Source organism: Fictibacillus phosphorivorans, assembly GCF_001629705.1.
Lineage (GTDB): Bacteria > Bacillota > Bacilli > Bacillales > Fictibacillaceae > Fictibacillus > Fictibacillus phosphorivorans_A.
This window is the reverse complement of sequence record NZ_CP015378.1, coordinates 3,315,009-3,329,314: the sequence shown is the minus strand read 5'-3', so window position 1 is coordinate 3,329,314 and position 14,306 is coordinate 3,315,009. Positions and strand designations below refer to the sequence as shown.

General features: G+C 40.2%; 10 protein-coding genes. 8 read left to right on the top strand and 2 right to left on the bottom strand.

Annotated elements, in window-relative coordinates; translation table 11 throughout:
* Positions 1 to 102: 102 nt before the first annotated feature.
* The 5 genes from ABE65_RS17080 to ABE65_RS17060 all read left to right on the top strand — a co-directional run bounded on the left by ABE65_RS17080 (position 103) and on the right by ABE65_RS17060 (position 6,899).
* Positions 103 to 1,104, top strand: a complete 1,002-nt coding sequence (locus ABE65_RS17080; protein WP_066397527.1) for an LLM class flavin-dependent oxidoreductase — start codon at positions 103 to 105, stop codon at positions 1,102 to 1,104.
* Positions 1,105 to 1,213: 109 nt separating this feature from the next.
* Complete coding sequence (locus tag ABE65_RS17075) at positions 1,214 to 2,227, top strand: LLM class flavin-dependent oxidoreductase (protein WP_066397525.1); 1,014 nt, start codon at positions 1,214 to 1,216, stop codon at positions 2,225 to 2,227.
* A gap of 382 nt (positions 2,228 to 2,609) precedes the next feature.
* On the top strand, positions 2,610 to 3,131 hold the full coding sequence (locus tag ABE65_RS17070) for a DinB family protein (protein WP_066397523.1): 522 nt from the start codon (positions 2,610 to 2,612) through the stop codon (positions 3,129 to 3,131).
* Positions 3,132 to 3,308: 177 nt separating this feature from the next.
* The gene (locus ABE65_RS17065) at positions 3,309 to 3,761 is read left to right on the top strand and encodes a MarR family winged helix-turn-helix transcriptional regulator (RefSeq protein ID WP_066397521.1); all 453 of its coding nucleotides are present in this window, start codon (positions 3,309 to 3,311) and stop codon (positions 3,759 to 3,761) included.
* Positions 3,762 to 3,776: 15 nt separating this feature from the next.
* Positions 3,777 to 6,899, top strand: a complete 3,123-nt coding sequence (locus tag ABE65_RS17060; RefSeq protein ID WP_066397519.1) for an MMPL family transporter — start codon at positions 3,777 to 3,779, stop codon at positions 6,897 to 6,899.
* A 214-nt stretch (positions 6,900 to 7,113) separates the two neighbouring features.
* On the opposite strand, the gene ABE65_RS17055 is transcribed toward ABE65_RS17060, so the two are convergent.
* Together ABE65_RS17055 and ABE65_RS17050 are read right to left on the bottom strand one after the other, a co-directional pair.
* The gene (locus ABE65_RS17055) at positions 7,114 to 7,479 is read right to left on the bottom strand and encodes a hypothetical protein (RefSeq protein WP_066397517.1); all 366 of its coding nucleotides are present in this window, start codon (positions 7,477 to 7,479) and stop codon (positions 7,114 to 7,116) included.
* Positions 7,480 to 7,560: 81 nt separating this feature from the next.
* Positions 7,561 to 9,945 (bottom strand): immune inhibitor A domain-containing protein, encoded by a 2,385-nt coding sequence (locus ABE65_RS17050; protein ID WP_066397516.1) that lies wholly within the window; start codon positions 9,943 to 9,945, stop codon positions 7,561 to 7,563.
* 384 nt (positions 9,946 to 10,329) lie between these two features.
* Between ABE65_RS17050 and ABE65_RS17045 the strand changes: the two genes are divergently transcribed.
* From ABE65_RS17045 to ABE65_RS17035, 3 genes are all read left to right on the top strand, one after another.
* Positions 10,330 to 11,262, top strand: coding sequence for an STAS domain-containing protein (locus tag ABE65_RS17045; protein ID WP_231887818.1), 933 nt, complete (start codon positions 10,330 to 10,332; stop codon positions 11,260 to 11,262).
* Between the two features lie 157 nt (positions 11,263 to 11,419).
* On the top strand, positions 11,420 to 12,655 hold the full coding sequence (locus ABE65_RS17040) for an aminopeptidase (RefSeq protein WP_066397515.1): 1,236 nt from the start codon (positions 11,420 to 11,422) through the stop codon (positions 12,653 to 12,655).
* Between the two features lie 412 nt (positions 12,656 to 13,067).
* A complete protein-coding gene (locus tag ABE65_RS17035) occupies positions 13,068 to 14,243 on the top strand; it encodes a glycosyl hydrolase family 18 protein (protein ID WP_066397514.1) in 1,176 nt (391 codons plus the stop codon).
* The last annotated feature ends 63 nt before the right edge of the window (positions 14,244 to 14,306 follow it).

Sequence of the window (14,306 nt, the reverse complement as noted above, 5' to 3'; positions counted from 1 at the left end):
AGGAACCTCAAGCGGGGTTCTTTTTTTATATGATAATCCTCAAAAAAGTAAAGAGAGTAAGACTTGGAGTAAAATACAAGAATATAAGGGAGGAGGCACGAGATGAAATTAAGCATACTCGATCAATCCCCAATCTCATCCGGTAAACGTGCGCAAGATGCTCTTCAAGCTTCTATGCAACTGGCAAGGGAAGGAGAAAAGCTCGGATATACCCGTTATTGGATCGCAGAACATCATAACTTCAGCGGCTTATCTTGTTCAGCACCAGAAGTGATGCTGAGCTATATTGGGGCAAACACAAAAAAGATTCGGCTCGGCGCAGGTGCTGTGCTTTTACCGCATTATAAACCTTACAGAGTTGCGGAAACCTATAACATGCTTGCTACACTTTTTCCAGATAGAATTGATCTTGGTATCGGTCGTGCTCCTGGGGGATCGGCAGAAGCGTCGATCGCTCTTTCGGACAATTATCTGGAGAATGTTCGAAAAGTTCCTGAATTGACGAAACAACTGCTGAATTTTCTCCGTAACGATTTTCCAAAAGACGATATGTTTTCTAAAATAAAGCCGTCTCCAGTCCCTGACATAAAACCAGTTCCTTGGATTCTTGGAACAAGCCAAAAGAGTGCAGACCTAGCTTCTGGATATGGAACAGCTTATGCGTTCGGTCATTTTATGAGTGAAAAATTAGGACCTGAGATTGTAGCTTCTTATCAAAAAACGTTTGTACCAAGTGTCTCATTAAAAGAAGCAAAAACGATTGTTGCTGTGTCTGTGATCTGTGCAGAGACAACAGAACAGGCTGAGGAACTTGCATTACCTGGAATTCTTTGGAGAAAACAGAATGCTTCTGGTGAAGGAAATGGCGTTCCAACCATAGAAGAAGCTCACCGTTCTTTTTCCATAGAAGAACGGAAACAGTTCATATCTGAAGCGAAACGAAAAATGATTATCGGCAACCCACAAGAGGTAAAGAAAGAACTATATCGACTTCAAGAAACGTATAAAGCAGATGAATTGATGATTGTGACGATTACTCACTCTTATGAGGACCGAATAAAGTCATACGAATTAATAGCTAAACATCTTCTTCTATCCACATAAGGGAATAAGCAGTATTTTTTATTAAAGAATGCAAACTTGTTATACTAGTAACGAATTATTAAAATATAGTAGCTAATTTTTTGTTGCTTTAAATAAGGAGGACGTTACGATGTCCAATAAAAAAAGTTTAAGTGATGTAAAATGGTCAGTCCTTGACCTTGCTCCGGTCGTTGAAGGGGGTACGGTAACTGAATCGTTCCAGAATACGTTAGATCTCGCTCAGCATGCGGAAAAATGGGGATACAACCGTTATTGGCTGGCTGAACATCATAACATGCCTGGTATCGCGAGCTCTGCCACTTCGGTCGTGATCGGACACGTTGCAGGTGGTACATCTAAAATTCGAGTCGGCTCTGGTGGAATCATGCTTCCTAACCACGCACCGCTCGTGATTGCTGAACAATTTGGTACACTTGATGCCCTGTATCCAGGTAGAATCGACCTTGGTCTAGGACGTGCGCCAGGAACAGACCAGGTAACAGCACAAGCACTTCGCCGTGATCTAGGTAACATGGGTGACGATTTCCCGTATCAGCTAGATGAGCTGCGAACGTATCTTGACCCAGAACGAGCAGAATCGCCCATGAAAGTTAGAGCGGTTCCTGGAGAAGGACAAGATATTCCGATCTGGCTTTTAGGTTCAAGCGGATTTAGTGCACGATTGGCAGGTAGAGAAGGACTGCCGTTTGCATTCGCAAGTCATTTTTCGCCAGACAACACGATTCCTGCTCTAGAGCTATACCGTAATACGTTCACACCATCAGAAGTACTCGAGCAACCGTATGCGATGGTTGGAGCGAACGTGGTAATCGCAGATACTGACGAGGAAGCAGCGAGAATCGCTACATCCCTGCAGCAGCAGTTCGTCAACTTAGTACGCGGAAATCCAACGAAGTTGAAGCCACCTGTTGAGAGCATGGACGGCATCTGGAGTCCGTATGAAAAAGCGGCACTCGACCAGCAGTTGCGCACATCCTTTATCGGCAGCCCAGATACTGTGAAAGCCAAGCTGCAAGCGTTCTTGGACGAAACACAAGCAGATGAGATCATCGTAAATGGCCAGATCTACGATCATGCTGCAAGATTGCGTTCATTTGAATTGTTATCTGAAATCGTAAAATAAAATGTGTGATGATCAGCGTACTCCTGAGGGGGAGTGCGCTTTTTTGTTGGGGTATGTGAGCTAATGAACTTGTCGAATTTTGTAGACTCGCGGATAACTTTATGATTAAGAAGCAAAACTCGTGGATAAAACCGCAAAACTTTTGGATTAAGAGCGAAAACTGATGGATTGAGACCTTCTAATACCTAGCTGGGTATACTTGCAAATTTGAAACGTAGAGAATGTGGCTCACCCTAACCGGCGGAAAGATAGCAGCCTGGAGCGGATATCAACTACTATCAAAACAGCTTTCAAATAAAGAACGTTTGTTTGTATTTTTAAAGGAGTTTCCATCCCAATATCGAAATTAGTACCTTGAATAACAAACTTGGAGGTATGAAGGATGGATAAATCGCTACAGCTTCACCAATTCAACACATGGGCAAATGAAAAAGTATTTGAGAAACTAAAAGAACTTCCTCCCGAAATGTACAAAAAAGAGGTAGAAAGTGTTTTTCCTACAATCGCCGATGTACTCGTACACATGTATCAAGTCGATTATGTATGGCTGCAGGTATTAAAAGGGAAAACATTCGAAGATATTTTAAACTCCGTTAAACAGTTACACGAAGAATTGAATACTGCAGATCTACAAAACATGCAGAAGAAGTTCGAAGCTATGTCTGATGACTACGAGAACTTCATCAAAGGAAGAGGAGATTTATCTGCTGATATCACTGTTCATCATCCACACTTCGGAACACTGAATTCAACCTATGCAGATCTCGTTCAACACATCGTAAATCATGGCACGTATCATCGAGGCCATCTATCTGCAATCGTCAATCAGCTCGGCTATAAAGGGGCATCGATCGATTATATTTTTTATCTATATTCACTCCAAGAAAAAAAGCAAACCTCATAAGAATGATGATGAAGGCATATCTAAAGAGATATGTCTTTTTTGTTACGTTTAAACCGATCTCGCCAAAAGTTTTAGAAGAGTGATTGACAAGCTACTTGTCCACCATGTAATCTAAGTTTGGAAATAGATAGTTCAATAATTGAACAGTTAAAAAAATGAACAAACAGGAGGTTAAGCATGTCACAACTATCCATTAAAGAACTTGTTGATCGTTATATCGATCTCACATTTGCTGTTCATAAAAAAGGAGAGTCCCTAGTAAAAGAACAGCTACAGAGTGAACTTTCAAATGATCAATTTTATACTTTGAAGTACATTTACAAGACAGAGAACTGCACATCAACCGAACTAGCGAAAGTATTTGATGTGAAGAAAAGTGCCATTACAGCTGTGATCACAAAATTGTGGGATCAAGATTTGATCGAGAGAACGAGAGATCAAAATGATCGCCGCGTCGTTTATCTTACATTAACGGAAACGGGACTTGAACTATACAAAAAAACCGAAGAGAGAATCTATAACTTAGTAGAGTCCATCATTACTCAGTTTGAAGAGCAGGAGATCAAACAATTCATTGACACGTATGAAAAAATCAATAACATCTTAACGACACTTCAAGAAAAACAATAAGCGGGGGGAGAAATCGTGCGGTTTATTTTAAAACAAAAATGGCTGGTGCTTATAGTGTGGATAGCCGTTGTGGCCGTTCTTATGTTCTCGGCACCTAACATGGCTGAGCTAGTACGAGAAAAAGGACAAGTCGATGTACCAGACGGCTTTTCATCATCATTAGCATCAGACATTATGAGTGAAGTTCAGGAACAAGAAGGCGGTGGGGATGAGTCTTCGATTGCACTAGTATTTACGGATGAAAAAGGACTAAGTGCTGCAGATAAAAAAGAAGTTGAGCGAGCGATCCGTCAACTTGAAAAGAATAAAAAAGAACTAGGAATCACAGAGATTCTGACTCACTTTAATGAAAAGAGTCTTGAGAAGCAGTTAGTCTCAGAAGATGGGAAATCTATCTTAACGTCTATAAAAGTAGCTTGGAATGATCGAGAACCAAGTGAAGTGAATGAAGCTCTATATAAAACGATCGAAGACAACAAAGTTGATCACTATTATACAAGCAACTGGATGATCAACGAAGATCTTGTAAAGAGTTCTGAAGAAGGCCTCAAGAAAACAGAAGGCATTACGGTAGTATTCATTCTAGGCGTCTTGCTCTTAGTATTCAGATCTGTTGTTGCGCCACTCATTCCGTTATTAACCGTTGGTGTGACGTATCTCGCTTCACAATCTATCGTGGCGATGTTAGTCGATTCGTTCGACTTTCCGATATCCAATTATACGCAGATTTTTTTAGTTGCTGTATTGTTTGGAATTGGAACCGATTATTGTATTCTCTTGCTAAGTCGATATAAAGAAGAACTAACGCTCACAGAGAGTAAAACAGAAGCGATCATCGCGACATATCGTCAGGCAGGGCGTACCGTTTTCTTTAGCGGTTTGGCAGTCATGATCGGATTTGCAGCGATCGGTTTTTCACAATTTATTCTCTATCAATCAGCAGCGGCTGTTGCGGTTGGTGTAGGTATTCTTTTAGTTGCTCTGTTCACGATTGTTCCATTCTTCATGATGGTCTTAGGTCAGAAGATCTTTTGGCCATCTAAGAAAAAAGCAGAGCATGGTGAGAGCAAACTCTGGGCGATAGCTGGGAACTTTTCATTAAAACGTCCGCTGCTGTCACTCATACTCGTTGCGATCATTTGCGTACCTTTTCTTGTAACGTATGATGGCAAACTATCCTTTAACTCATTAGAAGAAATCTCAGGAGATGTTTCTTCGATCCAAGCGTTTAATGTGATTGAAAAGAGCTTTGGAGCGGGAGAATCGATGCCAACAAACATCGTTATAAAAAATGATGAAAAGATGGACTCGACTTCATACATGGAGCTTGCTGAAAAGATTAGCCAAGAACTTGAAAAAGTTAACCATGTTGATGCGGTAAGATCTGTTTCCAGACCTACGGGCGAACCGGTTGAAGATTTCTTTGTCTACAAGCAGGCTGAAAGCTTAGGTGATGGCCTCGGTGATGGAAAAGACGGGATCAATAAAATCAGCAGTGGGCTTATGGAAGCGAGCGGTGAGTTATCAAAATCTGAACCGCAGCTGACTGGTGCGACTGACGGCATTCAACAGCTTATTGACGGTACGAGTGCTACTCAATCTGGTTTAACTGAGATTCAAAAGAATCTGGTGAAAATAGAAGATGGCATCCGAAAAGGAACGATGGGAGCAGCTGATGCACAAAAAGGATTGCAACAGATAAAGTCCAAACAACAAGAGCTGCTTTCTGGTTATCAAAAGATTCAGCAGGGTTATGAACAAGCAGGATCAAATCTATCAACGATTCAATCAAACTACGTAAAACTAGGGCAAGGATTAGGAAGCTTGAATACTGCCTTGGCGTCTATTAAAGATCAAGACTTTCAAGCGTTGGAAAATCGTTATGGGATTGCAGGTGACGATGCGGAGTATCAGAAGATCAAGAACACTGTGAAAGCTACTCAAAATCAGCTGCCTGTTATCAAAGGTCAACTTGACCAATTAAACAGTGGATTGAATCAAGTTTCATCAGGTGTTCAACAAGCCAATGGTAAATTCAAAGAGATAAACGGCTACCAACAAGGTATAATCGGCGGGCTTCAGCAAGTGATCGATGGTACGAATCAACTTCAGTCAGGTCTAGGCCAACTTGCTGACGGCCAAGGTCAGATCGTTGATAATGTGCCTAAGCTAACAAACGGCTTAAACGGTATCAATAATGGCCAACAGAAACTGTTAAAAGGATTTGAAGATCTTGGTGGTCAGTTCAGTCAGTTAACGACTGGTCTGGATCAGAGTGCTGATGGTTTGAATCAAGTGTCAGATGGTCTCGGTTCTGCTCAAAATTATTTGAACAACCTAGCCGAAACAAAGGATAAAAGTGCTTTTTATATGCCAGAAGAAGTCCTTCAAAGTAAGGATTTCGAACAGGCACTGGATGCGTATCTATCAAAAGATCGTAAAACGATGACGATGGATGTTGTGTTTGGAATCAACCCTTATTCGAACGAATCTATTGATGAAGTAGACGAGATAAAAGATGCGATCAATCGAGTGACGAAAGGAACGGAGCTAGAGAACGCGAAAGTGGCTGTTGGGGGAATCACGAGTTCAAACGCTGACTTGCAGACGGTTTCTAGCAATGATTTTTCAAGAACGGTTCTGCTCATGTTAGTAGGGATCTCAATTATTCTTGTATTTTTGTTCCGTTCATTAATAATGCCAGTTTACTTGATCGGTTCGCTCATTTTAACGTACTACACGTCAATGGGGATCAATGAATTCATCTATGTAAATCTATTAGGCTACACAGGAATCAGCTGGGCTGTTCCGTTCTTTGGATTCGTAATCCTTGTGGCGCTCGGCGTTGATTACAGCATCTTCTTGATGGACCGATTTAACGAGTACAAAGATCTTACGGTTGCAGATGCGATGCTTCTTGCTATGAAAAAAATGGGGACGGTTATCATTTCGGCCGTTATCATATTAGGTGGAACGTTTGCTGCGATGATGCCTTCAGGAATGCTTTCACTATTGCAGATCGCGTCCATCATCTTAGTAGGGTTGCTTCTATACGCATTTGTCGTACTACCATTACTCATCCCGGTTCTTGTTAAGAACTTTGGAGAAGCAAACTGGTGGCCGTATAAACGAAGCTAAGTCATAAAAAAGATGGTTTTAAAGTGCTGTAAGTATAGACACTTTAAACCATCTTTTTTTTCTATAGAATGTGGGTGCTTTGAAAGTATTTGATTTCCGTTACAGATGCTCGCTTTCCGCGGGGCAGGCGGAGAGCCACATTCGTACGTTCCACGTATAAGTGTCGAGTAAATTAATAAATAAACAGTCTCTTATATGCTTTGGATGACTACAATTATTCAGCTGTCTTACTTTCTTTTTGAATCTTTTGCTTCAATTCCTCGATGTATTTCTTTTTAGCTTTTTCACTCTCTAGGTTGTTAGGGTTCTTTTGTTGCAGATATTTTTGAAGGGCATTGTTGATTTCTTCTGTTGTGGCATCCTCTGATATTTCGCCTTTCTCTTTAAGCATCTGTATAATTTTTTCATCATTCGCAATCATGGTCGTCACCTCGTTCTGCTCAGCTTTATTCGAACTAGAGGAATCTTGAGTATCGGATTCTGTCTTTTTCCCAGAATGATTATCGTGTTCTTGTGTGCTGCAGCTCACAAGGAAAATCAATGTAAAAACCGTTAAGAATACGCGTACAAACTTTTTCATCTCATACCCTCCTTATTAACAGTTTACCCTAGGAAAATAAAACCCAACTGCACGTATACAGTTGGGTTTTATAACAAATGTTTATTTCTTGCGAGAGATTTTGATCTTCGCTACAGAATTATCTTTACTCTTGCCTTCAACAGAGAACTTTAGGCCGTATTGTGGAACGTTACGTCCAGCGTCTAGAAGTCCAGGGTTAGAGTAGTCATCTTTATCATTGAATACGGAGTTTGGATGGATCGCGTTATCTGTAAGAGAAGTTCCGTTGATTGATTTGTAATCTAAGAACATCGGCTTCCCTTTATCCGTGTTGAATGCAGCATCATGGATCAAGTAGCGAGTTGAAGCCACTTTTCCATCACTCCATTTTAGCGTTTCTTGGTTCGCGTCGACTACACCTAGGAAACCATCTCCAGGGTGGATGCCTGTCCAGTTATCAGAATAGCTGTTATCCACGTACCATACAAGAAGTCCGCCATCATAAGACATTAAGCTTTTACCACGTGCGATGTGAGCAAGACCTTTATCCACACCTTGGTGATTTCTCCATTCTAATAAGTAGTAATGATCAGATAGGAATTTACCTTGGTTTTTTGTAAAGCCTTCTAGCTTAAATTTAGGCGTTCCTTCAGCATTATCAGACACTACTTCAGTTCCATCAACATTGATGGAGATATCATCTACAAAGAATCCAGGCATAGTTGCCGCTACATCTGTCCAATAGTTGAACTTTAAGTCGATCTTCTTACCAGCGTAAGCAGATAGGTTGAACGCTCCGTTCACCCATTCACCATTCGTGCTTCCTGTAATACCATGGCCAGGGTTTTGTTCGTTTGGATTCGTATCCGTAGTCAGGTTTCCTTTAACGGTTACCCAATCTGCTGATCCTTCTTCTTTCACTTGAATAGAAGCATAATCCCAATCTGTTTCAATGTCATACCACGTTTTGAAGTTTAGTGTAGCGGTTGAAGCTTTTGAGAGATCAAGAGATGTAACCAATGAGTTATCTAAGTCATCTCCACTACCACTGAAATATTGATATTCACCGCTATACGGCTTGTTAACGATAGTTTCTTTTTGTGGAAGATCAACGCGAACGGCATCGTTGTTCGTGCCTTTCGTGTTTGCCTGATCTAGAAGAACGTCGATTCCTTTACGGTCGATCTCTTCGTAAACGAACGTTTCTCCACTTAACCAGTTACCACCGATGTACGATTGTAAGAATTCTTTTGACCAAGCACTGAATCCAGTCGGCTCAGTACCAGGAACTTTACCTGCCCAGCTTCCACTAGACATGATCGACCAGTAGGCAACAGGCTCACCTTCACCAGAGTATTGTGTATCGTACTCATCTGGAAGCTCAAGATCATGGCCATATTCATGTGCGAATACGCCAGCTGCTCCATCTGCAGGTTGAACCGTATAATCATAAGCTCCCATCATACCGTTCCAATAATCAACTTCAGACTCTGAGCCTGCGATTGGGAAAGGTGAGCCAAGGTTCCAACGGTGGCTCCAAATTGCGTCACCAGCAAGTGCACCTCCACCAGCTTCTTCACCAACGCTTGAGTGAACGATCATAAGGTGGTCTACTAAACCATCAGCCTCACGTGTATTGCCATCTCCATCTAAGTCGTAGCGATCCTCTTGGTCATAGTCTCCTAGATTAATGTTAGGATCTTTTGCCGCCGCTTCTAACGCTTCTTTTACGAGAGAACGAGCGTCTTTATCGTTTCCATCTGGAGTAGGGACGTTACCTCCATAATAAGCAGCTGGATGTTTCGCTTTATACCAACCTCCAACACTTCCTTTTACAGAATAACTTCCACCGGATTGCTGTTCATAATATTGCTTCATGGAGATCAATTTTTCTCCATTCGGCCCTTCGTATCCTTTATTTCCAAAGACTAAGTCTTCATAGTGTTTCTTTGTATATTCATCATAGAACATGTCTGTTTCTTCTTTTGTTATGTTCGAAGCAGGGTAGTCTGGAAATTCTACCAAAAGAACAAGAACGTTATCTACGCGCTTTTGTCCTTTCCATTTTTCTTCTTTTACGTTCTTAATCTTATCTTCTTTTCTACCGTCTTTTTTAAGTCCTTCTTTTTTGTGCTTCTTTCTAATTTCTTTACGCTTTTCACTATGCTCGTCTTCTAATGCACCTTCAGAGAATTTTGAAGCGTTCTCTTGTTTCTTGTGCAAATATTGCTGTAATTTTTTCTGTGCATCTGCTTCAGATGCGTTTTTACTGATTTCGCCTTTTTTCTTCAACATTTCGATCAACTTCTCATCATTAGCGATTCCTAAATCAAAAGGACCGCCACCATGTTTATGACCTTTATGATCGTTCTGGTGTTGTGTTGCTACATCAGATGATACATTTGCAGGTGCAGCGCTAACACTTGAAAAAGCAGAACAACTTAACATCGTAGCGAGTGCAGCAGATACCCATTTCCCTTTTTTCACCAAGATTCCCCCTAAATCGTAGTAGTTTCCGAATACCGACATATATTGTCGGATAATTCCGCGTATTCAAAATGTTACCATGATACATCAACTACTAGAATAGGAGATAACTCCCGTGTTTTAGATTTAGAATAGGGAGTATTTACTATTTGAAGAACTATTTTTAAACACTTTTTATTTAAAAATAATAGAGAAAAATGGTATAGGTCAGGTGTTTTTATATAGTTCCAAAGACACAGGAAAAAACAACCCTAATAGAAGAGCTGTTTTTTATCTTTTTATCCGAGTTTAGAGATTTTTTTAGTCAACGTTAACAATTGTTTTACTTTAAATGTTTATTTCCTTATCCGTAGGGTAAATAAAGGGGTGGACCATCAAAGAATTATGGCAGAAAGATTTTTAGAAATGAAAGGTTGGTCATTTACTTTGTCTATTCATCTAAATTCAGTAATTAAGAATAAATCAGTTAAAAATTTTGAAGAAGCCACCGCAAACATTCTTCATTTTATGAGCAAACTTATCAACATTAATACGTTGTTTATCGCTAAGAATGACAAACAAGTAAATGAAATCAAAAAAGCAGTCAATAAAAATACGGTATTGATTCAAGAAGGTACAACAATGCCTTTTCAAGAAACGTTCTGTAAAGTGAGCGTAGATAAAGGCAATGACATTCTTCTTATAGAAGATATTACGCAAAATGAACGGACGAAAGATCTAAATGTAACTGCAAATCTAGGTGGGGGTAGCTTTATTGCGATTCCGATCTATTATGAAGATGGTGAAAATTACGGAACTATCTGTGGTCTAGATACAGATCGGTTCGAGTTTACTGATCAGCATGTTGAGCTTTTTCAGACGATGTCTTCGTTGTTGACATACGTATTAGAGCTTGATAAGGCGAATAAGGAGATTAAAGAAATCTCAGTACCGATCGTTCCTTTAACAAAAGGTGTTGCAATCCTTCCTATCATTGGCCATATTAATGAATATCGAGCAGAGCTCATCATTCAAAGCACACTGGAAAGCAGCATGAGTTTAGAGCTTGAACATATGATCATCGATCTTTCTGGTGTGAGCAGAATCAATAATTCTGTTAGCGAATATCTGTTAAATATCGTGAAGTTGCTAAGGTTAATAGGAGTCACTCCCATTCTTACTGGATTCAGACCTGACCTTGCATTAACAACTCTTCATGTCGATGTTGACTTTAAAGGTATCTTGATCACGAATAATTTAGAGAGCGCACTTACTCAGATCGGATTTAGTCTCAATAAGAACGAAAATAGTCATTCAAGATCACATATCGTAATGTGATCTTTTCTTTTTATTCTTTTTTTACGTACAATTCAATATGGTGATCAAATAAAAGCGAGAAAGAAAACAGTAGTCATAATATTCTTTTTTTTATATAATTGTAAATAATATAAACTTATCAGTCGTTTTTATGTATTTACCAATCGGAGGGGAAAGTATGAAGTCGTTTGAAGAGAAGTTGGATCAATACGCTGAATTAGTGATAAAGGTTGGGTTAGGTTTAAAAGAAGGACAAAGGTTGCTTATCAGTTCGCCGATAGAAACAGCAGAATTTACTCGCAAGGTAACGAAGCATGCCTATGAGAACGGTTGTAAACGAGTGATGGTGGATTGGAGTGATACACAAACAAGCCGTATTCACCTAACGCTTGCAGCAGAAGAGGTTCTTCAAAATGATCTGCCTTCTTGGGAGATTGATAAATACAACAGCCTAGTGGAAAATCATGATTGCTTCTTGATGATTACAGGAAATGACCCGAATGCTTATAAAGGTGTTCCTTCTGAGCGGATGATGTTCGTTCAAAAAAATCGTGGTGAGAAACTTCAAGCTTTTTCAGCAGGGCAATTAAGAGGAGATATGCACTGGGCGATCGCAGGTGCACCCACGGTTGGTTGGGCTAAGAGCGTATTTCCAGACAAAAATGATGAAGAAGCAGTAGATGCATTATGGGAAGCGATCTTCAAAACCGTTCGCGTTGATCAGAACGATCCTGTAGCAGCATGGGACGAACATGTGAAGACATTGACAGAGAAAGTAAACTACTTAAACGAACAAAAGTTTAAAACGCTTCATTACAAGTCTGAGGGTACTGATCTAAGCATCGACCTACATCCGGATCACACGTGGATTGGTGGAGGTCATCATTCAACGTTCGGTACGTATTATATCCCGAACTTGCCAACAGAAGAAGTGTTCACAACACCAAGAAAATACGGTGTGAACGGTAAAGTTTCAAGTTCAAAGCCACTTTCAGCGATGGGGAACATCATTGATAACTTCAGTTTAACGTTCAAAGATGGAAAAGTGGTTGATTTCACGGCCGAAGAAGGGTACGACACGTTAAAACAACTGCTTAGTATCGATGATGGAATGGGGTATTTAGGGGAAGTTGCATTAGTTCCTCATGATTCGCCGATCTCCAACTCAGGCATCACTTTTAATAACACGTTGTATGATGAAAATGCTTCGTGCCATCTAGCGATCGGAACATCAATTACGATGTCAGTGAAGGATGCAGGAAACCTTTCACCCGAACAGATGGAAGAGAAAGAGATCAACTTTAGCCGCGGTCATACGGACTTTATGATTGGGTCTGCAGACCTTGAAATTGAAGCTGAATATGAAGATGGCAAACGTATTCCATTATTTACAAATGGAAACTGGGCGATATAAAGGTTTAAAGACTCCACGATGTTGGGGTCTTTTTTTTGTTTTCCAATATATGAATGAACTGAAGGAAGTTGATTTCCGTTCCAGGTTGCATGCTTTCCACGGGGCGAACGGTGAGCCTCCTGCCGCTTTGCGCCGTTAGGAGTCTCCACCTGACCGCTCATCCCGTAGGAGTCTGCAACCTTGCACTCCAATCAACTTGCATAGAAGTAAAAAGAACATTAAAAAGTACCAGTCTTGAAGAAATAAGCTCTTTTTTATAAGCTCTTTTTTATTCACGAGTTAGTTCCATTTTTGTACCTTATGGAAGTTAAGATACCAACACGAGTTGGGCGTAACGAGCTATCTATTTCTAAAAAAGAGAATAGGACAAACCTCTTCATGGAAAAATAACGAAAATGAAGGAGGTTTGTTTATGAAAAAGATAGTCGCTTTTTTAGCGGCGTTTACGATTGTACTTAGCGGATGCGGCAATTCTAACAACATGAAAGAAAGCGAAGCTGCGCCAAAGAACATGAGTAACGAAACGCGGAATAGCCCAAGGTTAGAACAGATTAACTCGCCACAAAAAAAACAGGTGGACATCTCTAAAGCTGAAACGAATCATGGCAAGACCAAGATTGAAACGTTAGGGTTTTTAGAGCCGATCGAAGCGAAGCAGTCCATAAGAGATGTACAAGAATCAGTAAACGACTTAACATACGTAGCGTTTTTTAGTTATCAAGTTAATAAAGACGGATCGCTGAAGCCGATCAAAGATTACGCAGCGCTTCAAGAAGTGAAGAAATCTAAAGCCATGCCGATGATGGTTTTAACAAACTTTATTGATGGAAACTTCTCACCAGAGATCGCACATAACATCTTCACAGATAAGACAGCTTCAAAAACACTGATCGGAAGCGTTATTAGTACGATGAAGCAAAAAGGATATAAAGCACTTAATATCGATTTCGAACATATCAAAGAGAAAGATCGAGAGCTTTATAATGGATTCTTAGAAACGATCATTCCACAAGTTCAAAAAGAAGGATTTAAAGTATCAACTGCTTTAGCACCAAAAACAAGCGATGAACAAAAAGGACCATGGCATGGAGCACATGACTATAAACGTCATGGAGAACTAGCAGACTTTGTTGTCCTCATGACTTATGAGTGGGGATGGTCTGGTGGACCTCCAATGGCTGTTGCACCAGTTCCTCAAGTAGAAAAAGTGGTTAAGTATGCAACATCAGTCATTCCTCCAGAAAAAATTGTGATGGGTGCACCGTTATACGGATATGACTGGACACTGCCTTATAAAAAAGGAAATAAATTCGCAAAACGCGTTGCTCCAGCGGAAGCACATGACTTAGCATTAAAAGAGGATGCAACTGTAAAATACGATAACGAGTCTCAAGCACCGTTTTTTAATTACAAAGATGATAACGGCAAAGAGCATGTTGTCTGGTTTGAGAACGAACAAAGTGCAGAAGCGAAAAACCAACTCGTAAAGAAGTATAAACTAAGAGGTCTTGCTTATTGGGTACTGGGAGAACCATTCCCTGAGAACTGGACGCTACTTAGAGATCAGTTCAATATTACTCATAAATAAGAAAAGAGGATTAAGCAGCTGTTGCTTAATCCTTTTGTACGTTTACCATTCTTTTCGTTTTCA